Genomic DNA, 20,775 nt, shown 5'->3' on the forward strand with positions numbered 1-20,775 from the left:
TATGGGGGCCCTTCTTTCCCCCACGCCTTCCACATTTACACAATTATCCCCGCGCGGCCGGGCGCTTAAATTGTTTTTAGTCTGGGGGGGGGTCCGCACGCGAGCGCGTGCGGACCCTCCGGCTGACCTCCCTTGACCCCGGCTCAGCCGAGCCGGATCACGCCGTAGTCGAAGCCTTTCCGCCGGTAGACCACGCTGGGCCGGCCCGCTTCGGAGTCGTTGAAGAGGTAGAAGTCGTGGCCGACCAGCTCCATCTCGTAGAGAGCCTGGTCCACCGTCATCGGTTCCGCGGTGTGCTGCTTCTCGCGAACGACGCGACCGGGCTGGTGACCCAGGTCGTCGTCGGCCCAGCTCTGCTGCTGGGGCAGGTGGAATTCTTCGGCACTCGCGAAGCCGTTCGTCTGCGGTTCGGCTTCGGGTGCGTCCAACACCGCGGTACGCGCGGCGGGACTGGCTGCGGCCGGGGATCCACCACCCGGCAGTGCCGAGGTCGCTTCCGCGACCGATTCCGGGCGGCTGCGCCCGTAGTGAACGCGCCTCCGGTCGTGTGTCCTCCGCAGCCGGTTTTCGAGCTTCGTGACTGCGGAATCGAGCGCCGCGTAGAAGTCGGCGGCACACGCTTCGGCGCGTACGGCCGGGCCTCGCCCCTTTCCGGTGATTTCGACGCGCTGGCAGCTCTTGGCCTGGCGCCGGTTGGGTTCGTGGAACAGTTCCACGTCGTACCGGATGACTTTCCTGTCGTAGCGCTCGAGGCGGGCCAGCTTTTCGCTGACGAGTGCCCGGTAGTGGTCGGGCACCTCCACGTTGCGGCCCTTAACGACGATGTCCATACACGACCTCCCTCGCTGAGATGACTGCGAGCTGTTGTGTTCACACACGGCGCCGGTATTGCGGGGACGTAAGCCCGGATCGCGGGCTGAGAAGGAACTCGGAAACGGTGGACGACGTCTCGTTCCGGTGACCGAGCGCGGACTCAGCGCACCTCCGGCGCCAGGGACATGGGCTCGTCACCTCCCTGCCTGCGGGGATTGCTGATTGCGGAGCACGTTAGCTTCCTCACGCCCGTTACAACAGCCCCCGAGCCGGGGGATGTCAGGAGATGGGAATCGATCACCGCACGCAATGATCGCGAAGTGGGCACCGCAAAACACCCGCCGGTCGGACGCGGCGCGATCACCGTGCTTTCACACGGACGGCGCACCGCTGTCTCTTCGTGGACGCCGAGGGTGACAGCCCCGTCTCCCGCAGCCGCCACTCCGGTGGAGTGGTGTGGCGGCCGAGTGATCGTGATCGGCACCCTCATGCCCGGACAACGGGCGCGGGCCGGTTCGCGTTCCCGCGTGAAGTCACTCGTGTAGGTGATGTCGAGTCACCCGGGCGCGCGGGCCGGTGTGGATTCGGCGCCCGACCTGGGTGGGGATCAGCCGGCCGGAGATCTTGCGAGGGCGGGAGCGGAACCGGTACCACGGGAATTCCGGGCCACGGCGGCAGCTCGAACCTCGTGCACGATCAGCCGGCGTGCACATCTCCCGGCGAGGGGCCACAGTGGTGGGTATGGATCACCCCCTTCCCTGGCTTCGGAAGGCCCGCCCGGTTCAGCCGGCTGCGAGCAGGGTCAGGACGGCGGAGACCGTAAAGCCCTCCGCCGCCAGCGCGCGGGCGCAGGCGGCCGCCGTGGCTCCGGTGGTGACCACGTCGTCCAGCACCACGATCGGAATTCCGGGTGGCGGACGCCCCGCTTCGCGGAACCGCAGGCGGCCGGTGAGGTTGGCGATGCGTTGCTCGCGGTTCAGGCCGACTGCGTCGCGGGCGCCGCCGGTCAGTTCGAGGGCCGGGGCCACCGTCGCCTCGATGCCGCGGGCCGCCAGGACGCTTGCCGCGGCGTTTGCCAGGCGCTCGACGTGGGGGCCTCCCCGCACCCGTGCCGCCGAGCGACGGCTGGGGGCCGGGACCAGGCACAACGCACGCCTGACGGTGGGTGCCTGAACCTGCGCGGCCAACCCGCGGCTGGACACCGGGCCGATCGCCCGAGGCGAAACCGGCGGCACCGCCCGAACCTCCGCAGCCGACCGGCGACCGGACACCGGCTCCGACCCGATCCCCCGGGCCCGCGCAGCCAATTCCTGGCTGGCCGGGGCCGGATCGCCGTCCCGCCTCACCGGAACAGCCGCCCCATCCACACCCAGCGGCAGCTCGACAAGCGCCTCCGCCAGTACCCTCCCCAGCGACGGCGCCAAATCCCGCCGCCCCCGCTCCTTGTAAGCGATCAGCAGCTTCCGTCCCACCCCCCGGTACCGGGCCAGCGCGAACACCCGCACCACACCCACCACCGGCCCGCGCACCACTTCCCTGGCCGCGCCCCACACACCCTCGCACCGCGCACAACACGGCTCCCCGCGCGCTCCGCACGCCGCGCAGCGGGCCGGGATCAGCAGATCGATCAGTCTCTTCAGCACACGGACAGTGTCGCGACCGGCACCGACAGTTTCGGCCGCCCCGGCGTCACCCACACGAGCGAAACAATCAGCCCGGGTAGAACGGATCCGCGTCCTTCATCGTGTGGCTTTGCGGGCGCCACACCTCCCCCAGCACCGATGCCGTCCACAGGCCGTTCGCGTCCGCCACCACGATCGGGCGGCTGGGGGCCGCCGTCACGCCGTGGACCGTCGGGGTCAGGTTGCTGCTGTTGAACGCGTCCATCCGCTGGCCGTCCACCGTCACGCGGACCACCGGCTGGGACGGGGACTTCGTCACCGCCACCAGGCCGTCCTGCGCCACCCAGTCCACGTCGACCACGTCCTCCAGCTCGTGCTGCTGGAGGTGGCGCGGCTCGCGCAGGGACACCGAGTCGCCGTTGACGACCACCGAGGCCACCCACAGCTCGCCCTTGATCACCGCCGCCACGCGGGCGCCGTCGCGGGAGAAGCGGAGCTCCGTCACGCCGCCCTGCTGGGTCAGGTCCGTGGCGTTGACCTGCAATGCCGTCCAGTGGCCGTTCGGATCGAGGACCATCCGGCACACCGTCAGCTCGTCGACCACCGTCCACACCTCGCCCGTCGCCGGGCGCCACGTCGGGCGGGTCAAGGAGCTTCCGCTCAACGTCGTCAGCGCCAGATCGTGGCCGAGGTCGCCGATTCTCAGGCGGACCCCGCCGTCGCTGCGCTCCACCACCGCCAGGCGCTTGCCGTCGATCGACTGGGCCGCGCTCACCACGTCGTACCCGCCGTTGCCCGCCGGCCCCGGCACCGGGGCGCCGTCGCCCAGCGACCGGACCCGGCCGCCCACCGTCATCAGGCCCAGGAGATCCTGGCCGATCGACAGCGACGCGCCGTACGCCGGCAGCTCGTTCAGCCGCCAGTCCGGGTGGTTCGGCACCAGCGGGGCGCCGTCGGCGAGGATGCGGATCCGCGCCGACGTGACGTACTGCAGCGACAGCACGATCTGCGCCGCGATCAGGTTCCGGATGTCGTCCGGCACCCCGGTGAGGCCGGTCAGCGGCACCACCAGCGTCCCGTCGTCGAGGCTCTTGACGTTCGTGTCGATCTCGATCGGCTCGCCGAGCAGGTTCTTCACCGCGCCGGCCAGGCTCGTCGACGGCCCGCTGACCAGCAGGTCCATCACCCGCCCCGGCAGCCCGGACTGCGGTTTCGCGACCACGTACCGCCGATCCGGCACGAAGGTGTTCGACGACTCCGAGTAGAAGCTGATCGGGACCGGGGTGTAGTTCTCGCTGAAGTCGGACTCGGTCGCGTACAGGTCGGGGGGCGGGTCGACGATCCGCCACTGGCCGTTCGCCTGCTTGCGCACCTTCACCTGGAGCATCGCCGAGCTGTGGTCCGGCACGAACGCGCTGTTCTGGTCCAGCGAGCCGATGTCGACCCCGCGCACGGTGACGACCTGCGTGTTCGGGTCGGGCGGCGGGTTCGTGTCGTAGACCGTGCCGAAGGTGTCCTGGATGATCGTCAAGGTGCGGCTCGGCCGCCAGCCCAGCCGGCCCTGCTCGTCCAGGTAGGCGCGGGCGGCAGCGTTGTTCTGGCCCGGCTTGAGCGTCGCCCCGACGAACGCGCGGACGAGCGACAGCGGGTCGATGCCCGGCGGCGGCTCCGGCACCACGTCACCGGAGCTCTGGCCCTGACGCTCGCCGGGGACCACCTGCGGCTGCGATTCCAGCGGCACGTTCGCACAGCCCGCGACCAGCACGAAACACAGCACCGACAGCAACAGCCGTGACAACCGGGACTTCGCCCCGGGCCGGGGGCTTCGCCACCCGGACCCCCGAAAAGCGCGTTGCATCACTGACCGATTCCCTCACGTTCCGCGAAGATCGCCTCCGGCGCCGCCGTGACGTCGATGATCCCCAGCGGCACCTCGGTCGCGAAGCGGTCCGGCGGCGGCAGGGTCAGCGGCGGGTCGCCGGCGGGCACGTCCTGGGAACGCGGCAGCAGGAGCCGGAAGCAGGCGCCGTGGCCGGGCTCGCCCCAGGCGTCGAGCTCGCCGCCGTGCAGGCGCGCGTCCTCCTGGCTGATCGCCAGGCCGAGCCCGGTGCCGCCGGTGCGGCGGTTGCGCGACGGGTCGGCGCGCCAGAACCGGTTGAACACCAGGTCCGCCTCGCCCGGCCGCAGGCCGACGCCGTGGTCCCGGACCGTGATCGCGACCGCCGTCTCGTTCGCCCCGACGGTCAGCACCACCGGCTTGCCCTCGCTGTGGTCGACGGCGTTGGCCAGCAGGTTGCGCAGGATCCGCTCGACGCGGCGGGCGTCGACCTCGGCGATCACCTCGTCCTCGGGCAGCACGAGCTCGACCGAGCTGCCCGCGTTGCCGGCGATCACCCGCACCTGCTCGACCGCGCGGGTGGCGATCGGGCGGACGTCGATGAACTCCGCGGCCAGCTCCTCCACACCGGCGTCGAGCCGGCTGATCTCCAGCAGGTCGCCGAGCAGCGCTTCGAACCGGTCGAGTTCGTCGACCAGCAGCTCCGTCGACCGCGCGAGCCCGGCCGGGAACTGCTCGCGGGACGCGTGCAGCACGTCCGCGGCCATCCGGACGGTGGTCAGCGGGGTGCGCAGCTCGTGCGAGACGTCGGAGGTGAACCGGCGCTGCAGGCCGCCGAACTCCTCGAGCTGGCGGATCTGGCGCTGGATGCTGGCGGCCATCTCGTTGTAGGACACCGCGAGCTTCGCCAGGTCGTCCTCGCCGAGCACGGCGAGCCGCTGGTCGAGGTCGCCGCCGGCGAACTGCTCGGCCGCCGCCGCGGCCTGGCGGACCGGCCGCACCACCTGCCGCGTCACCAGGTTCGTGATGCCGGCCAGCAGAAGCAGCAGCACGAGCCCGCCGACCAGCAGCGTGTTCTGCACGGTCGAGACGGTGTTCTGCTCGGTGGTCAGCGGGAACAGCAGGTACAGCTGCAGCGGGCTGGCCACGGTGTTCAGCGGCGTGCCGACGATCAGGTACGTCGTGCGGCCGCCGCCGGCGTCGGTGACGGTGTGCTCGAGCCAGCTCGTCTGGTCGGCTTCGACGAACTGGCGCAGCCGCGGCGGCACGTTCCCGAACGGGCCCGCCGACGCCACGTCGCCGGACTGGTTGCGGCCGCCGCTGGCGAGCACCGGGACGAACGTGCCCGCCGCCGAGCCGGCCGCGTCCTGGCTGGTCGGGGTGATCGCGATCTTCTTCAGCGCGTTCTCGAGCCGGTTCGTCAGCGCCTCGTCGGTCTCGGAGCCGAGGCCGACCAGCTCACCGGCCGCGGTGTCCGCGGCCGCGCGGGTCTGCGCGATCGCCGCGTCGCGCTTGGTGTCGAGCAGCCGCTCGGTGATCTGGTTCTGCAGCACCATGCCCAGCACGAAGACCACGGCCGACGACAGCGCCAGCGTCGACACCGTCACGCGGAACTGCAGCGAGTGCTTCCACAGCTCGTTGAACGCGACCGCCCGGCGGCGCGCGAAAACGACGACACGCCGCACCAGGCGTGCCGTCGAACGCGCGAACGCGGGGAGCCGTCTGCCGGCCGCGGGAGTCGTCATCGACTGATCACGGCGGGCCGGCCTTGTACCCGACACCGCGAACGGTCAACACCACCTCGGGGTGTTCGGGGTCCTTCTCGACCTTGGACCGCAGCCGCTGGACGTGCACGTTCACCAGCCGGGTGTCGGCGGCGTGGCGGTAGCCCCACACCTGCTCCAGCAGCACCTCGCGGGTGAACACCTGGCGCGGCTTGCGGGCCAGCGCCACCAGCAGGTCGAACTCCAGCGGCGTCAGCGGGATGGCCTTGCCCTCGCGGGTGACCTCGTGGCCCGGCACGTCGATCGCCAGGTCGCCGATGGTGAGCGACTCCGCGGGCTCGGCCTCGGTGCGGCGCATCCGGGCCCGGACCCGCGCGACCAGTTCCTTCGGCTTGAACGGCTTGACGACGTAGTCGTCCGCGCCGGACTCCAGGCCGAGGACGATGTCCACGGTGTCGCTCTTGGCGGTGAGCATGACGATCGGCACCCCGGACTCGCCGCGGATCGCCTTGCAGACGTCGATCCCGTTCATCCCGGGCAGCATCAGGTCGAGCAGGACGAGGTCGGGCTTCAGCTCACGCAGCGCGGGCAGCGCGCGTGAGCCGTCGGCGACCACCGCCGTGTCGAACCCCTCCCCACGGAGCACGATGGTGAGCATCTCCGCGAGGGCGGGGTCGTCGTCGACCACGAGAACACGTGCCTTCATGTCCACATATTCGCACTTGTTCCGGCGCCCGCACGCACGACCCGCGTGTTTGACCACCAGAAAGATCAAGATCGCGGCCCCGTCCTGCTCCATCCGGGTGCCGGTGGACGGTCCGCGAGGGCCGCGCCGAGGGGCTCGGAGTCCCCCGCCGCGGCCCTCACGGACCTGTGAGGGAAGTTCAGGGAACGGCCGGGACGGGCGCGTCGACGTACACGACGCCGTCGGTCACGACCACGCCGTACGTCCGCAGCGGTTTCTTCGCCGGCAGGCAGGTGGGCACGCCGGTGCGCAGGTCGAACTGCGAAGCGTGCAGCGGACATTCGACGAAGCAGCCTTCGAGCCAGCCGTCGGCGAGCGAAGCGTCCTGGTGCGTGCAGGTGTCGTCGACGGCGAAGAAACCGTCCTCGGTGTGGAACACCGCGATCGGGGCGGCGCCGTCGAGGCGGAGTGCCTCTCCTGCGGGCAGGTCGGCGACGGCGCAGGCTCGGATCATCGGGGCCTCCGGAGAACGACTGACAGGATGCCGGGACGGTACGTGAAAGTTGCGCATTGCGAGACGCTCTGCCTCTTGCGCAACAATCCGGGTCGGACGGTGTCCCCGTCAAGGGATTCGCCCACTCAGCCGATAGGAACACGGCGAAACGGATACTGTTGCGCCATGCGGAACCAGGACCCGGGCAACGCAACTCAGAGCCAGGTGCAGTCGGTCGACCGGGCCATCAGCGTGCTGGAGCTGCTCGCGCGCAACGGCGAAACCGGCATCACCGAGATCGCGGGCGAGCTGGGCGTCCACAAGTCGACGGCGTCGCGGCTGCTGAGCGTCCTGGAGACCAGAGGCCTGGTCGAGCAGCTCGGCGAACGCGGGAAGTACGCCATCGGCTTCGGCGTCGTCCGGCTGGCCGGCGCCGCGACCGGCCGGATGGACCTGGCGAAACTGGGCCGGGCCAGCTGCCTGGCGCTGGCCGAGGAACTGGGCGAGACGGTGAACATCGCGATCGCCGACGACGGCGTGGCCATCAACATCAGCCAGGCCCGCGGCTCGGCCGCGATCACCACCCAGAACTGGACCGGCCAGCGCACGCCGCTGCACGCGACCTCCAGCGGCAAGGTCCTGCTGGCCTACATGGGCGAGACCGAGCGCAAGCGGGTGCTGAAGCGGAAACTGGAGCGGTACACCCCGCGCACGACGGTCGAGCCGGACGAGCTGCTGACCGAATTGGACCGGGTCCTCGAAGACGGCTACGCGGCCTGCTACGAGGAACTCGAACTCGGCATGCACGCCGTCGCGGTGCCGATCCACGGCCCGGGCGGGGAAGTCGTCGCCGCGATGAGCGCTTCCGGGCCGTCGTACCGGCTTTCGAAGCAGCGCGTGAAGCAGATCGTGAAGCCGATGACGGAGGCGGCGGACGAGCTTTCCGCGCAGCTGGGGTACTTCCGGGACTAGGGGTACAGCCGCGCCATCGCGCGGATCGTGGATCCCATGTGCGCCACCAGTTCCGCGGGCGCGAGCACCTGTGCGTCCGCGCCGAGCCGCAGCAGCCCGGCGGCCGCGTGGGGCACGCTTTCCAGCGGGATTTCCGCGCGCTGCCAGCCTTCCGCGTCCGCGGGTTCGAGCGTGCGTGCCGCGAGCCGCGCCGCCCGCGGGCCGAGGATGTCGGGCAGCGCGGCGATTCCGGCCGGGGAGAGCCGCACGAGAGCCGTCTCGCCGGATTCGCTTTCCTCGTACCGTCCGACGTGTTCGCGCCAGAACTCCGCCAGTTCGAAACCGGCCGGCCGGGTGAAGTGCTCGTCGAGCGCGCGCAGCTCCTCGATGTTGCCGACGCGGTAGGTCCGCGGCTGCGGGCCGGCGGCCACGAGGTACCAGACGCCGGCCTTGAGGACCAGGCCGAGCGGGTGCAGCCGCCGCGTCACGACCCCGGGCGACGGCGACCAGCGGCGGTACCGGATCTCGACGACCCGGTCCTGCCACAGCGCTTCCGCGGCCGCGAGCAGCTGCGGCACCGGGTCCGCCTCGCGGTACCAGCCGGGCGCGTCGAGGTGGAACCGCTGCCGGATCCGCACCGACGCGTCGCGGTACGGCGTCGGCAGCGCCGCCATCAGCTTGAGCTCGGCCGCGGCCACCTGGGCGCCCAGGCCCAGCTCGGCGGCCGGCTGCGGCAGCCCGGTGAGGAACAGCGACCCGGCCTCGCCCTCGGTCAGGCCGGTCAGCCGGGTCCGGTAGCCGTCCATCAGCTGGTAGCCGCCGTTCGGGCCGCCCTCGGCGTAGATCGGGACTCCCGAAGCCGCCAGTGCTTCGACGTCCCGGTAGACGGTTCGCGCGGTCACGCCGAGCTCCGCCGCCAGCCGCGCGGCGCTCATCCGCCCGCGGTTCTGCAGCAGCAACAGCAGGGACACCAGCCGGCTCGCGCGCACCCGGCGAAGTCTGCCGGACACCACTGACAGAAGGTGTCAGTGGTGGCGCCCCAGGATGGCCGTCATGAACGACTTCGACTTCTTCATCGGCTCCTGGACCGTGACGAACCGGCGGCTCACCAAGCCCCTGACCGGCAGCGACGACTGGACGGTCTTCCCCGGCACGTCGACCTGCTGGTCCCTCTTCGAAGGCGGCGGCAACGTGGACGAGATCGCCTTCCCGACCCTCGGCTTCCGCGGTTGCACCCTCCGGCTCTTCGACGTCGAGCGCGCGGAATGGTCGCTGTACTGGGCCAGCAGCCGGACCGGGGTGCTCCAGCCGCCGGTCGTCGGCCGTTTCGAGGGCGGCCGCGGCGACTTCCACGGCGACGACACCCACGACGGCGCGCCGATCAAGGTGCACTACGCCTGGACGGGCGTCGAAACGGCCACCCCGCGGTGGGAGCAGGAGTTCTCCGCCGACGGCGGGCGGACCTGGGAGGCCAACTGGGTCATGGAGTTCGCCCGCGCTTGACATTTGCGTCGCGCACCACGCACGTTGTTGCCGAAGACGCAACTGCGGAAGGGTGCCATGACGCACTACGACGTGATCGTCGTCGGGCTCGGCGGGATGGGCAGCGCCGCGGCGTACCGGCTCGCGCAGCGCGGGCAGCGGGTGCTGGGCATCGACCAGTTCGCGCCGGTGCACAACCGCGGGTCGAGCCACGGCGGTTCGCGGATCACCCGCCAGGCGTACCTCGAAGGGCCCGAGTACGTGCCGCTGCTGCTGCGGGCCCACGAACTGTGGGACGGCCTCGAACGCGACAGCGGGCGGCGGCTGTTCACCCGGTGCGGCGGCCTCATGGTCGGCACGGCGGATTCCCGCACGATCACCGGCAGCACGGCGTCGGCCCGGGCGTTCGGCATTCCGCACGAACTCCTCGACGCGCCGGGGATCCGCCGCCGGTTCCCGACCATGACGCCGTCGCCGGACGAAGTCGCGCTGTACGAGCCGGGCGCCGGGCTCGTGTCCCCCGAAGGCACCGTCGCCGCGCACCTGCAGCTCGCCGCGCGGTGCGGCGCCGAACTGCACCACGAAGAGAAGGTGTTCACCTGGAGCACGATGGCCGGCGGGGTGCGCGTCGGGACGTCGCACAGCTACTACACGGCCGATCGCCTGGTGCTGTGCCCCGGCGCGTGGGCCGCCGAGGTGCTGCTCGATTTCGGGGTCGCCTTCACGGTCCGGCGGCAGGTGCAGTACTGGTTCGCGCCGTCCGGCGGGATCGCGCCGTTCCGGGACCACCCCGTCTACATCTGGGAAACGGACGGCTACACGTTCTACGGCTTCCCGGCGCACAACGCGCCCGCGGACGGCGTGAAGGTCGCGTTCGACAGCGGCGGCCGGACGTGCACCCCCGACGGCATCGACCGGACCGTGTCGGGCGAGGAGGTCCACGAGATCGCGTCCGTCCTGAAGCGGCACCTCCCGACGCTGCCCGGCGCGTTCCTCCGGGCCGCGACGTGCATGTACACCGACACGGCCGACGAAAGCTTCGTGCTCGCCCCGCACCCGGCGCACGAGCGGGTGGTGCTCGCCTGCGGGTTCTCCGGCCACGGCTTCAAGTTCGCCCCTGTCATCGGCGAAATCGTCGCCGACCTGGTGGTCGACGGCGCGACGGCGCACCCGATCGCGCAGTTCGACCCGGCCCGGCTACTGGCCTAGCAGCGACGTCGCCAGCGCTTCGAGGTCGACGCCCGCGACGCCGTCCAGCACGTGCCACGGCGCCAGCCAGCCGGCCGCGGCGAGCCCGTCGTAGACAGCCGCGCAGCGCCGCTGCAGGCCGTCGTCGGTCTCGAAGGCGTCGCGCTCGCGGCCGGTCTCGGTCTCCGCACGACGTTCGGCGCGCTCGGCCGCGACCGCCGGCGCGACGCGCAGGAGCAGGTGCGCGTCGGGGCGGGGCAGGCCGAAGCGGTCGATCTCCAGCTCCCACACCCACTTCACGACTTCGCCGTCGGCGTCCTGCTGCAGCCGCGCGGCCGCGTACGCGGCGTTGGAAGCGACGTACCGGTCGAGCAGGACGACGTCGTGCGCGTCCCGCAGCGCGCGGATCTCGTCCGCGGCGCCGCTGCGGTCCAGCGCGTAGAGCATGGCCATGCCGTAGACCGAGTCGGCGAGGTCGCCGTGCCCGCGGTGCAGCGCTTCGCGGACGAGGTCCGCGTGCACGCTCTTGCCGTAGCGCGGGAACGCCAGCGACGCCACGCTCGCGCCCTTCGCGCCCAGCTGCGCCGTCAGCCCGTCGGCCAGCGTGCGCTTGCCCGCGCCGTCGAGCCCTTCGATGACCACCAGTCGACCCACGGGGGAAACCCTAGCGGTGGTGGACCGGCGGGCTCGGTGGAAGGGATCGACGCCGAGCCCGCCGGTTCGTCTAGGCGGGGTTGCGCCGCAGGTGGAGCACGTAGCCGGCGCCGCTGACCGCGAGCACGCCGACGAGGATCAGCAGCGGCACCCAGCCGGTGTCGTGGCCGGCCGGCGCCGGGCCGCCGTCGCCGCGGGGCATCACCTGGGACGTGGCGTCGTAGCCGCCGGCCTCGCCGTTGCGGTCGTAGGCCGAGCCGGGGAGCTTGTCGGCGTAGCGGGCCGCGACGGTCCGCTGGTAATCGGCGACCGCCTTGCCGTCGGCCAGCGACGTCACCCGGCCGTCGCGGACCGCGTACCAGGCGTCGATCTGCGGTTCGTGCAGCAGCTGGGCGCCCGCGGGCAGCTTCCGGGCGTACCCACCCTCGACGTCACCCGAGGCGATGTTGCCGATCTGCCAGGCGCCGTCGGAGCCGCGGACCGACCAGAGGGTCGCGGTCCGGCCGTCGGAGGCACGCGCGGGGATCGCGAAGTAGGCGAAGTCGCCTGGGGCCGCGTCGGGCTTGCCCGCGACGAAGTCCGGCGAAAGCTCGTACACGGGGAAGGCGTCGGGGGCGACTTCGACCGTCACGGGCCCCTTCGCGTCCGGCGCCTGCGCGAAGAAGCCGACCAGGACGTCCTGGAACCCGGCGGCTGCGGCGTGCGCGGCCACGGCGTCGGCGCTGCTGATGCCGGCGGCCTGGGCCGCGCCTGACACCGGAGCCGTCATCAGCAGCGCCGCGCCGGTCAGCACGGCGAGCACGAGCGCCCGCCTGCTCATCGGGCGATCCCGGTGAGCGTGTGCGTCCAGGTGAACGACGAGTTGTGCGTGTAGTAGCCGTAGGTCGACCAGTTGTAGCGCTTGGCCGGACCGGGGTCACCCCAGAACACCCAGTCGCCGCGGGTGTCGTAGCCGTAGAGGACGTGGGCGTGGCCGCCGCCCGAGCGGTAGCCGACGCGGGTCTCGACCGGCCGGTTCGCCGCGGTCTGCGTCCGGACGTCGGCGTAGGTGAGCCGCCGGTCGAGGTATCGGCCCGGCGAAGTGAACCCGAGCTTCGCGAAGGCGCGCTGCGGGTCGGCGAGGGTGCCCGGGAGGTTCGCGCAGTCCGCGCCGGACTCACTGTGAGCGAGCTGACAGAACTGCGTCTGGCTGACGGCGAGGCCGTGGTAGGCGGCGATGGTGGCGCCCGAACTCGCCCAGCACCACTGGTTCTTCTGCTGGAGCTGCAGCACGATCCGGTTCCGGTACGTCGAAGGCACTCCGGGCGCGGCTCCGGCGGTGACCGGCGCGACCAGGCACAACAGCAGGCTCAAGGCCAGTACGGCGTGAACCTGGCTCGACTTCACCAGCACAGACGGCCTCCTGCGGAGGAGTGGGCGAACCCGCGGTGGTCACAACGGTGAACAACGCCGTCACAAGGAGCAAGAACGCCATCCGGCGGAACGGACCGTTCCGGGGCACAGCCGGAACGCGGAACAGTCACCTCAACGAGGCCAACCACCCTGAACGGGGGTCGGCACGTCCACTCTACGCTGCTAACGTGAACGTTCCGCGGTGTTCACGCCCAGCGCACACACTGGTCGGGTGAAGGGACGAGCGGTGGCACAAGACGGGAACCTCCCACTGATCATCGATGGCGCCCGCACGACCCGGGCATCGGTCGCCGAACTGCCCAAAGAGCTGACCGAGGCGCTCCGCACCGGTGAGTTCCACCACGCCCTCCGGCTGGCGATCGCCTATCGGGGGCTCTCGCTGGCCCGGCTGCGGGCGCACCTCGCGCTGCGCGGAGTCCAAATCGGACAGTCGACGCTGAGTTACTGGCAACGCGGCCTGCGCCAGCCCGAGGTGCCGAAGGCGCTGCCGGCGGTCCGGGCCCTGGAATCGGTCCTCCAGCTGCCGGCGGACGCCCTGGTGGTGCTGATCGGCCCCCGCCTGGTCCGCCGCGGCCACCAGCCGGCGGCGTCGTTCCACGACCTGCGGTCCGGCGACATGGGTTCGATCGTCGAGGACCTGCTGGCCGAGCTGGGCGCGTACCCGTCGTCGAACCACTACAACGCCGACCTCGAGCTGCTGTCGGTCCACGACACGATCACGTTCGACGCGGAACACCGCCAGGTCAGCCTGCGCACCCGCCTGGTGACGCGGGCCCGCCGCCACGGCCCGGACCGGTACCTGACGGTGTACAACGGCGACCCGGGCTGCCGCATCGACGACGTCGAGCTGATCACGGACGAGGGCTGCCGGGTCGGCAGGATGCGCCGCAACCCGGACGCGGACACGATGGCGACGGAGCTGCTGTTCGACCGCAAGCTCGCCGAGGGCGACATCCACGTGTTCTGCTTCGAGGTCCGCGACGACTCGGGATCGGCGTCGCCGGGGTACTACCGGATGCTCCGGGACCGGTGCGCGAGTTACCTGGTCCAGCTGCGGTTCGACCGGAACGCCCTGCCGGCCCGGTGCACCCGGCAGGTCCGGGCCCGGGACGACGCGCTGCCGGTGGTCGCGGAGGAACTGGCGTGCGACATGGGCGGGGTGAGCAGCGCGTTCTTCAGTGATGCCGGGCCAGGGCTGGCCGGGGTCGCCGTGGAGTGGAACTGAAGCGTGTCGACCCTCGGATCACGCGTGTCGACTCGCCAATCACACGTGTCGCCCCTCGGATCACGGCCGACCTGACGACTGCTGGGCCGGAAGGGTCGACACACGTGATCCGGAGGTCGACACACGTGATTGAAGGGTCGACACGGTCGCTCGGTGGCCGCGGTGTTCGGCGCAGGACTTGAGCTTCGCCGGGGTGCGGCGACTGGTTGCCTCGGCGGCGGCACGGCTTTTGCGGTCCGCTTTGTTCTCCGCCGCGTACTGGGCCGCCCCGAACACTTTCGGGGCGGCCCTGACCAGCGAGAACTCAGTACCGGTAGTGCTCCGGCTTGAACGGGCCCTCGACGTCCACGTCGATGTACTCCGCCTGCTCCTTGGTCAGCTTCGTCAGCTCACCGCCGAGAGCGTCCAGGTGGATCTTCGCCACCTTTTCGTCGAGCTTCTTCGGGAGGCGGAAGACCTCGTTGTCGTACTCCTCGTGCTTGGTGAACAGCTCGATCTGCGCGATCACCTGGTTGGAGAAGCTGTTCGACATCACGAAGGACGGGTGCCCGGTCGCGTTGCCCAGGTTCAGCAGGCGGCCCTCCGACAGCACGATGATCGTGTTGCCGTTCGGGAACACCCACTCGTCGACCTGCGGCTTGATGTTCACGCGACGGATGCCCGGGTAGCGGGCCAGCCCGGCCATGTCGAGCTCGTTGTCGAAGTGGCCGATGTTGCCCAGGATCGCCTGGTGCTTCATCTTCGCCATGTGCTCGACCAGCACGACGTCCTTGTTGCCGGTCGTCGTGATGACGATGTCGGCCTCCGGCAGCGCGTTCTCCAGCGTGCGAACCTGGTAGCCGTCCATCGCCGCCTGCAGCGCGCAGATCGGGTCGATCTCCGTCACGATCACGCGCGCGCCCTGGCCGCGCAGCGACTCCGCCGCGCCCTTGCCGACGTCGCCGTAGCCGCAGACCACCGCGACCTTGCCGCCGATCAGGACGTCCGTGCCGCGGTTGATGCCGTCGATCAGGGAGTGGCGGATGCCGTAGCGGTTGTCGAACTTCGACTTCGTCACCGCGTCGTTGACGTTGATCGCCGGGAACAGCAGCTCGCCCGCCGCCGCCAGCTGGTAGAGGCGCAGGACGCCGGTCGTGGTCTCCTCGGTGACGCCGCGGATGCCCTCGCCGATCTTCGTCCACTTGCCGGTGTCCGCCGCCACCGATGCGCGCAGCAGCTCGAGGAACACGCGGAACTCGTCCGAGGTGTTCTCGTCCGGCGTCGGCACGACACCCGTCTTCTCGAACTCGGTGCCCTTGTGCACCAGCATCGTGGCGTCACCGCCGTCGTCGAGGATCATGTTCGGGCCCTCGCCGTCCCAGGTGAGCATCCGCTCGGTGCACCACCAGTACTCCTCGAGCGACTCGCCCTTCCACGCGAAGACCGGGACGCCCTTGGGCTCCTGGGTCGTGCCGTGCGGGCCGACGACGACCGCGGCGGCCGCGTGGTCCTGCGTCGAGAAGATGTTGCAGGAGGCCCAGCGCACCTCCGCGCCCAGCGCCACCAGCGTCTCGATCAGCACCGCGGTCTGCACCGTCATGTGCAGCGAGCCGGAGACGCGCGCCCCGCGCAGCGGGTAGACCTCCGCGTATTCGCGGCGCAGCGCCATCAGTCCGGGCATCTCGTGCTCGGCGAGGCGGATCTCCTTGCGGCCGAACTCGGCGGCATCGAGGTCGGCGACGGCGAACTCGATGCCGTTGCGGGTCTCGTGCCGCTTGGCAACGCTTTCGGGGGTCATAGTGGCGATTCCTCCAAGACTCGATGACACACGAACACTACCGTTGTCCGCTCGACTGTCCCTAGAAGTGTTAGGAGGCCCTTACCGTGGCCATGCCCGGCCCCGACACCCGCGTCGTGGAAATCCGCGTCGCCGGCCTCGTGGGCACCAGCGGGGAGACGCTCCTCGACGCCGTTTCGACCGTCGACGTCGCCGGTGACGGGCTGGGCCGGGTGGTCCGCCCGGCGGACCGGCTGCGCCGCCCGGCGCCCGGGCCGGTGCTGCCGGCGCTGGGCCGGTCGATCCCGCGGACGCTCGAAGGCTACCTGTGGCACGGCATGACCTCCGGCGGCGCCGCGAAGGCCACCTGGGCGCTGCTGTTCCCGTTCTCCCTGGCCAACGTCGCCTTCTGGATGCTGCCGCCGGTCCCGGACCGCCGGCTCGCGCGCGGTCTCGCGACCGTGTGCCGCGGCCTGCTGCGCGTCGGCGCCCTGCTGCTGACGATGCTGCTGATGGGCCAGCTCGCGGCGATCGCGCTCGACCTGTTCGCCGCGCAGTGCCTCGCGCCCGGCTCGGGCTGCCTGCCCGCGGTGCCCGACGTGCTCCGCTCGGTGCCCGCGCGGATCGCCGTCGGCGTGCTGCCGCTGCTCGCCGTGATCTTCGTCCTGCACCGGATTTCCAGCGCGACCTGGGCGGTGCACGCCGACGGCGACCTCACCGGCGGGCCGCTGCGGATGCGCGCGGACCCGGAGACGCCGGCGCTGCGCTGCCTGCACACCGTCGCGGCGCTGGCGTCGGTCGCGTTGCTGCTGCTCGGCGGCCCGTTCCGGGTGCCGGGCCCCACCGTGGACCTCGTCCTCTGGATCATCACGCTGGCCGTGGTGCTCGCCACCGTCGTGGCCGCCGCGATCGGCGTCGACACCGGCCGGTTCGCCCGCCCGGGCGTGCTCGCCTTCGCCACCCTGCTCGTGGTCGTGGCCGCCGTCCGGCTCAGGCCGGGCTCGGGCCCGCTGCCGGGCACGAACGGCGTCGTCGAAGGGCTCGGCGCCGCCCTGGTCGCCGTCACCGTGCTGTTCGCGCTGTTCCTCGCGCCGGCCGCGCTGCTGGCCCGGCCCGGCTGGCAGCACAAGCCGCAGCGGCTGCGGCCGTGGATGGGCGGCTGGGCGGCGGCGCCGGTGCTCGCGCTGGCCGGGCTGCTGGGCGGCGGCTTCGGCGCCGGCCTCGCCGAAGCCCTCCGCCGCCTCTCCGGCGCGGAACACCTGCAGGTGCCGACCACGTACCTGCTGGTCACCGTCCTGTGGGGCGCCGGGCTGGCACTGGCCGCGGTGCTCGGCGTGCTGGGTTTCGCGGTCGCCGTCCCGCTGCGCCGGCTGCGGCGCGGCATCCCGGAGATCGTCGAGCTGATGGAGCACGACCGCCGTCAGGAGGCGCAGGCCGCGGCGGCGTGGGCGCGGTCGGCGTGGGAGCGGCGGCACCTGCACCACCTGGCGCTCGCGGTGGCGTCGGCGATGTCCGCGGGTGGCGCGGCCCTGCTCGTGCTGCGGTTCGGGTTCGGGCTGGTGCCGGGCTGGTTCGGCCCGCTGTCCGCGATCGGCGTGGTCGCCCTCGGCGCGCTGGCCGCGGGCCTGCTCCGGGTCGTTTACACGGCCGCGCGCACCCCGCAGCGCAGCCGCCACCTCGGCGCGCTGGCCGACCTCGTCTGCTTCTGGCCGCGGGCGGCGCACCCGACGGTGCCGCCGTGCTACGCGCTCAAGGTCGTCCCGGAGCTGGCCGCGCGGGCGCGCGAGCACCTCGCCGATCCCGGGACGCGCGTGGTGCTCTCCGGCTACAACCTCGGCAGCCTGCTCACGCTCATGGCCGCCGCCCGGCTGGCCGCCGAGCTGCCCGCGGCGGACCTCGAACGCGTCGGTGTGCTGACGGCCGGCTCCCCGCTGCAGTGGGGCTACCAGCGCGCGTTCCCGGCGCTGCTGCCGCAGGAGGCGCTGGAGCGGCTCTTCGCCGACCTCGACGGCCGGTGGCGGGCCCTGTGCCGCGGCACCGACATCTTCGGCGGCGGCGTGACGACGTGGCGGCACTCGGTCGCCGACCGGCGGCTGCACGGCGTCGGGTTCCTCCCCGAGGGCGGCTTCGGCCCGGTGTCGGCGACGGCCGACGCCAACGGCGTCCTGATCCTCGGCGGCGACCACTGGCTGCCGGATCCGCAGCGCGGCCCGACCGGGCGGCACCGTTGGGCGCCGGGCGTGCTCAAGCACCAGGACTACGTCGTCGACGCCGAATGGGACCACGCCGTCGCGATGGCCGCCGGCCTCGGCAAGCCGTCCTGGGGCGAGCAGGGCTCGCTCTTCGGGGACTTCCCCCCGAAACGGTGAAGGCCCCTCGCGCGCGGAGCGAGGGGCCTTCGACCGGGAACTAGCTCAGCTTCACTCGGAAGCCTTGCGGCGGAACTTCAGCAGCGCGAGCAGGCCGCCACCGGCGACGAGCAGCAGGCCGCCGACCCAGATCAGCCAGCTGTTGTCGAAACCGGTGTTGGCCAGGCCGCCACCGGTGCCCGACTCGTTGCCCGCCGGGACGGCGGCCGGAGCGGTGGTGGAGCTGGTCGGCGAGACCGAGGTTTCCGAGGTCGCCGGGGCGCTCGGCTTGGTGGTCTCGGTCGGCTTCGTCGGCCGGGTCGGCGGCGCCGTCACGGTGGAGGTCGGCGGGGTGTCCGTCTTGGCGCCGCAGGCGAACCAGTGGCTGATCGCCGGGACGTTCTGGAAGTTCTTGCCGACCATCGGGGCGTGCAGCTTCTCCCACGGCGGGGTGGCCGAGAGGCCCTTCTTGCCCGGCACGTAGGTGTTGTACTCGTTGCCGCCCTTGACGACGATGGCGGCGACCGTGACGCCCTTGGCCACGCCGGTGACCGTCAGGTACTGGTCCTTCGAGGTGCCGCCGGTGACCTGGAGCTGGTCGCTCACGTCGATGGCCTTGCCGAGACCGATGTCCGAGCACTTGGTGGCGTTGCCCACGGTGCCCGTCGCGCGGTCGTCACCGGGCACGCACGCGAACGCGGCACCGGCGGTTCCCATCAGGGCGGCGGTGGTGAGCGCCATGACGGCCACAGCACCGCGGAAGGTACGTCTGCGCATTGAGTGTCTCCTGTACCGAACGGGGGAAGAACGGCAAATTCGGGGGATCGCTGTGCCACTGCATGTGGGAATCACGCGGCTGTAATTCACCCGTCAGTGGCACACGGAGGCTCGAAAGGTATCGCACGTCACTGCGCCCCTTACCGGGGGTCCCCCTTTGCGCACGAATCGCAAGATCCTCTTGATCAAGCCGTAACCTCGCGTTACGCAACCAAACGGAAAAAGCCCTGCCGACCTGGGGATCCAGATGGGCAGGGCTTTTTCGGCGAAAGTCAGGGTGCCTTGACCGGTTCGTCGAGGCCGCCCGCCTGCCGCCTGCCGAGCAGCGAATGCCGGCGGCTGTAGGCGAAGTAGAACACCACGCCCAGCACCATCCAGGCGAGGAACCGCAGCCAGGTCAGCACGGTCAGGTTCAGCATCAGCCACAGGCAGGCGAGGATGGCCAGGACCGGGATCAGCGGCACCAGCGGGACCTTGAACGCGCGGGGGAGGTCGGGCCGCGTTCGCCGCAGCACCAGCACCCCGGCCGAAACGAGGACGAACGCGAACAGCGTGCCGACGTTGACCATCTCTTCGAGCTTGTCCGCCGGGAAGAACCCGGCCGCGACCGCGACTAGCCCGCCGACGATGAGCGTCGCGCGCATCGGCGTGCCGTGCTCACCCGTCTTCGCCAGCCCGCGCGGCATCAGGCCGTCGCGCGACATGGCGAAGATGATCCGGACCTGGCCCAGCATCAGCACCATCACGACGGTGGTCAGCCCGGCCAGCGCGCCGAAGGAGATGATGTTGGCCGCCCAGTCGACGCCGTTCGCGGAGAACGCCGTGGCGAGGGTCTTGTGGCTGCCGTCGCCCGCCTTGGTCGCGAGGTCCTTGTACGACGTCATGCCGACGACCACGAGCGAGACGGCGACGTACAGCACGGTCACGATGGCCAGCGACCCCATGATCCCGCGCGGGACGGCCTTCTGCGGGTTCCGGGTCTCCTCGGCGGTGGTCGCGACGATGTCGAAGCCGATGAAGGCGAAGAACACCAGCGAGGCGCCGGCCAGCAGGCCGAAGACGCCGAACGAGCTGCTCGCGCCGCCCGCGATCAGCGAGAACAGCGACTGGTCGATGCCGGTCTGGCCGGCCCCGCCGGTCTCGCCCGGCGGGATGTACGGCGTGTAGTTGGCGCCCTTGACGTAGAAGAGGCCGAGGATGATCACGAACAGCACCACGGCGACCTTGATCCCGGTGATCACCATGGACACCCGCGACGACAGCTTCGTCCCGACGGCCAGCAGCGTCGTCAGGATCGCCACGACGAGCAGCGCGCCCCAGTCGACGGTCACGCTCCCGATGTCGAACGTCGTCTTGGTGCCCTTGCCGAACAGGTAGCCGAGCACCGTTTCGAGGTACACCGACCAGCCCTTGGACACCGCGGCCGCGCCGACCGCGAGCTCGAGGATCAGGTCCCAGCCGATGATCCACGCCATGAATTCGCCGAAGGTGGCGTAGGAGAACGTGTACGCGCTGCCCGCGACCGGCACGGTCGAGGCGAATTCCGCGTAGCACAGCGCCGCCAGCGCGCAGGCGATCGCGGCGAACACGAAGGCCAGCGAGACCGACGGCCCGGCGTAGTCGCCCGCGGTGCGCGCGGTCAGCGTGAAGATGCCGGCGCCGATGACGACGGCGACACCGAAGACCGTGAGGTCCCACGCACCGAGGTTGCGCCGGAGTTTGGTCTCCGGCTCATCGGTGTCCTTAATGGACTGTTCGATCGATTTAGTGCGCCACAATCCCGTTCCGGGCACCGTTGACCTCCTGC

18 protein-coding genes are annotated in these 20,775 nt (G+C 71.3%); 5 read left to right on the forward strand and 13 right to left on the reverse strand.

The features are described 5' to 3' along the window. Window positions 1-143: 143 nt before the first annotated feature. The 6 genes from raiA to AB0J55_RS30965 all read right to left on the reverse strand — a co-directional run bounded on the left by raiA (window position 144) and on the right by AB0J55_RS30965 (window position 7,195). Entirely contained in the window at window positions 144-830 is a 687-nt protein-coding gene (gene raiA, locus AB0J55_RS30940) for a ribosome-associated translation inhibitor RaiA (RefSeq protein ID WP_285986086.1), read from the reverse strand. Between the two features lie 765 nt (window positions 831-1,595). Further along, window positions 1,596-2,453, reverse strand: coding sequence for a ComF family protein (locus AB0J55_RS30945; protein WP_364256331.1), 858 nt, complete (start codon window positions 2,451-2,453; stop codon window positions 1,596-1,598). Window positions 2,454-2,523: 70 nt separating this feature from the next. Further along, window positions 2,524-4,233 carry an LpqB family beta-propeller domain-containing protein gene (locus AB0J55_RS30950; RefSeq protein WP_364256239.1) on the reverse strand — a complete coding sequence of 570 codons (1,710 nt, stop codon included), beginning with the start codon at window positions 4,231-4,233 and terminating at the stop codon, window positions 2,524-2,526. Between the two features lie 59 nt (window positions 4,234-4,292). Then, the gene (gene mtrB / locus AB0J55_RS30955) at window positions 4,293-6,017 is read right to left on the reverse strand and encodes an MtrAB system histidine kinase MtrB (RefSeq protein WP_364256242.1); all 1,725 of its coding nucleotides are present in this window, start codon (window positions 6,015-6,017) and stop codon (window positions 4,293-4,295) included. A 7-nt stretch (window positions 6,018-6,024) separates the two neighbouring features. Continuing rightward, entirely contained in the window at window positions 6,025-6,702 is a 678-nt protein-coding gene (mtrA, locus tag AB0J55_RS30960; protein WP_003085616.1) for an MtrAB system response regulator MtrA, read from the reverse strand. A gap of 178 nt (window positions 6,703-6,880) precedes the next feature. Further along, the gene (locus AB0J55_RS30965) at window positions 6,881-7,195 is read right to left on the reverse strand and encodes a bifunctional 3-phenylpropionate/cinnamic acid dioxygenase ferredoxin subunit (RefSeq protein ID WP_364256246.1); all 315 of its coding nucleotides are present in this window, start codon (window positions 7,193-7,195) and stop codon (window positions 6,881-6,883) included. A 165-nt stretch (window positions 7,196-7,360) separates the two neighbouring features. Between AB0J55_RS30965 and AB0J55_RS30970 the strand changes: the two genes are divergently transcribed. After that, complete coding sequence (locus tag AB0J55_RS30970) at window positions 7,361-8,146, forward strand: IclR family transcriptional regulator (RefSeq protein ID WP_364256249.1); 786 nt, start codon at window positions 7,361-7,363, stop codon at window positions 8,144-8,146. On the opposite strand, the gene AB0J55_RS30975 is transcribed toward AB0J55_RS30970, so the two are convergent. Then, on the reverse strand, window positions 8,143-9,114 hold the full coding sequence (locus AB0J55_RS30975) for a WYL domain-containing protein (protein WP_364256252.1): 972 nt from the start codon (window positions 9,112-9,114) through the stop codon (window positions 8,143-8,145). The genes AB0J55_RS30970 and AB0J55_RS30975 overlap by 4 nt on opposite strands. Window positions 9,115-9,178: 64 nt before the next feature. Between AB0J55_RS30975 and AB0J55_RS30980 the strand changes: the two genes are divergently transcribed. Further along, the gene (locus AB0J55_RS30980) at window positions 9,179-9,628 is read left to right on the forward strand and encodes a hypothetical protein (RefSeq protein WP_364256255.1); all 450 of its coding nucleotides are present in this window, start codon (window positions 9,179-9,181) and stop codon (window positions 9,626-9,628) included. Between the two features lie 57 nt (window positions 9,629-9,685). After that, entirely contained in the window at window positions 9,686-10,816 is a 1,131-nt protein-coding gene (gene solA / locus AB0J55_RS30985) for an N-methyl-L-tryptophan oxidase (protein ID WP_364256258.1), read from the forward strand. Here the strand turns inward: solA and AB0J55_RS30990 are convergent. The 3 genes from AB0J55_RS30990 to AB0J55_RS31000 form a co-directional block, all read right to left on the reverse strand. Then, window positions 10,805-11,437, reverse strand: coding sequence for a dTMP kinase (locus AB0J55_RS30990; protein WP_364256334.1), 633 nt, complete (start codon window positions 11,435-11,437; stop codon window positions 10,805-10,807). The genes solA and AB0J55_RS30990 overlap by 12 nt on opposite strands. A gap of 82 nt (window positions 11,438-11,519) precedes the next feature. Further along, window positions 11,520-12,269, reverse strand: a complete 750-nt coding sequence (locus AB0J55_RS30995; protein WP_364256261.1) for a hypothetical protein — start codon at window positions 12,267-12,269, stop codon at window positions 11,520-11,522. Beyond that, a complete protein-coding gene (locus tag AB0J55_RS31000; RefSeq protein ID WP_364256264.1) occupies window positions 12,266-12,841 on the reverse strand; it encodes a papain-like cysteine protease family protein in 576 nt (191 codons plus the stop codon). Before AB0J55_RS31000 ends, AB0J55_RS30995 begins: the two co-directional genes overlap by 4 nt. 247 nt (window positions 12,842-13,088) lie before the next feature. On the opposite strand from AB0J55_RS31000, the gene AB0J55_RS31005 reads away from it, so the two are divergent. Next, a complete protein-coding gene (locus AB0J55_RS31005; protein ID WP_003085563.1) occupies window positions 13,089-14,087 on the forward strand; it encodes a hypothetical protein in 999 nt (332 codons plus the stop codon). A 304-nt stretch (window positions 14,088-14,391) separates the two neighbouring features. On the opposite strand, the gene ahcY is transcribed toward AB0J55_RS31005, so the two are convergent. After that, window positions 14,392-15,864 carry an adenosylhomocysteinase gene (gene ahcY, locus AB0J55_RS31010; protein ID WP_364256267.1) on the reverse strand — a complete coding sequence of 491 codons (1,473 nt, stop codon included), beginning with the start codon at window positions 15,862-15,864 and terminating at the stop codon, window positions 14,392-14,394. A gap of 92 nt (window positions 15,865-15,956) precedes the next feature. Here ahcY and AB0J55_RS31015 point away from each other — a divergent pair, with 92 nt between their 5' ends. Further along, entirely contained in the window at window positions 15,957-18,212 is a 2,256-nt protein-coding gene (locus tag AB0J55_RS31015) for a hypothetical protein (RefSeq protein WP_364256270.1), read from the forward strand. A 51-nt stretch (window positions 18,213-18,263) separates the two neighbouring features. On the opposite strand, the gene AB0J55_RS31020 is transcribed toward AB0J55_RS31015, so the two are convergent. Both AB0J55_RS31020 and AB0J55_RS31025 read right to left on the reverse strand, forming a co-directional pair. Next, window positions 18,264-18,968, reverse strand: coding sequence for an LPXTG cell wall anchor domain-containing protein (locus tag AB0J55_RS31020; RefSeq protein ID WP_364256273.1), 705 nt, complete (start codon window positions 18,966-18,968; stop codon window positions 18,264-18,266). Between the two features lie 272 nt (window positions 18,969-19,240). Continuing rightward, a complete protein-coding gene (locus AB0J55_RS31025) occupies window positions 19,241-20,761 on the reverse strand; it encodes an amino acid permease (RefSeq protein ID WP_364256276.1) in 1,521 nt (506 codons plus the stop codon). Between the last annotated feature and the right edge of the window lie 14 nt (window positions 20,762-20,775).

Origin of the sequence: Amycolatopsis sp. NPDC049688 (genome assembly GCF_040674975.1) — a bacterium.
Lineage (GTDB): Bacteria > Actinomycetota > Actinomycetes > Mycobacteriales > Pseudonocardiaceae > Amycolatopsis.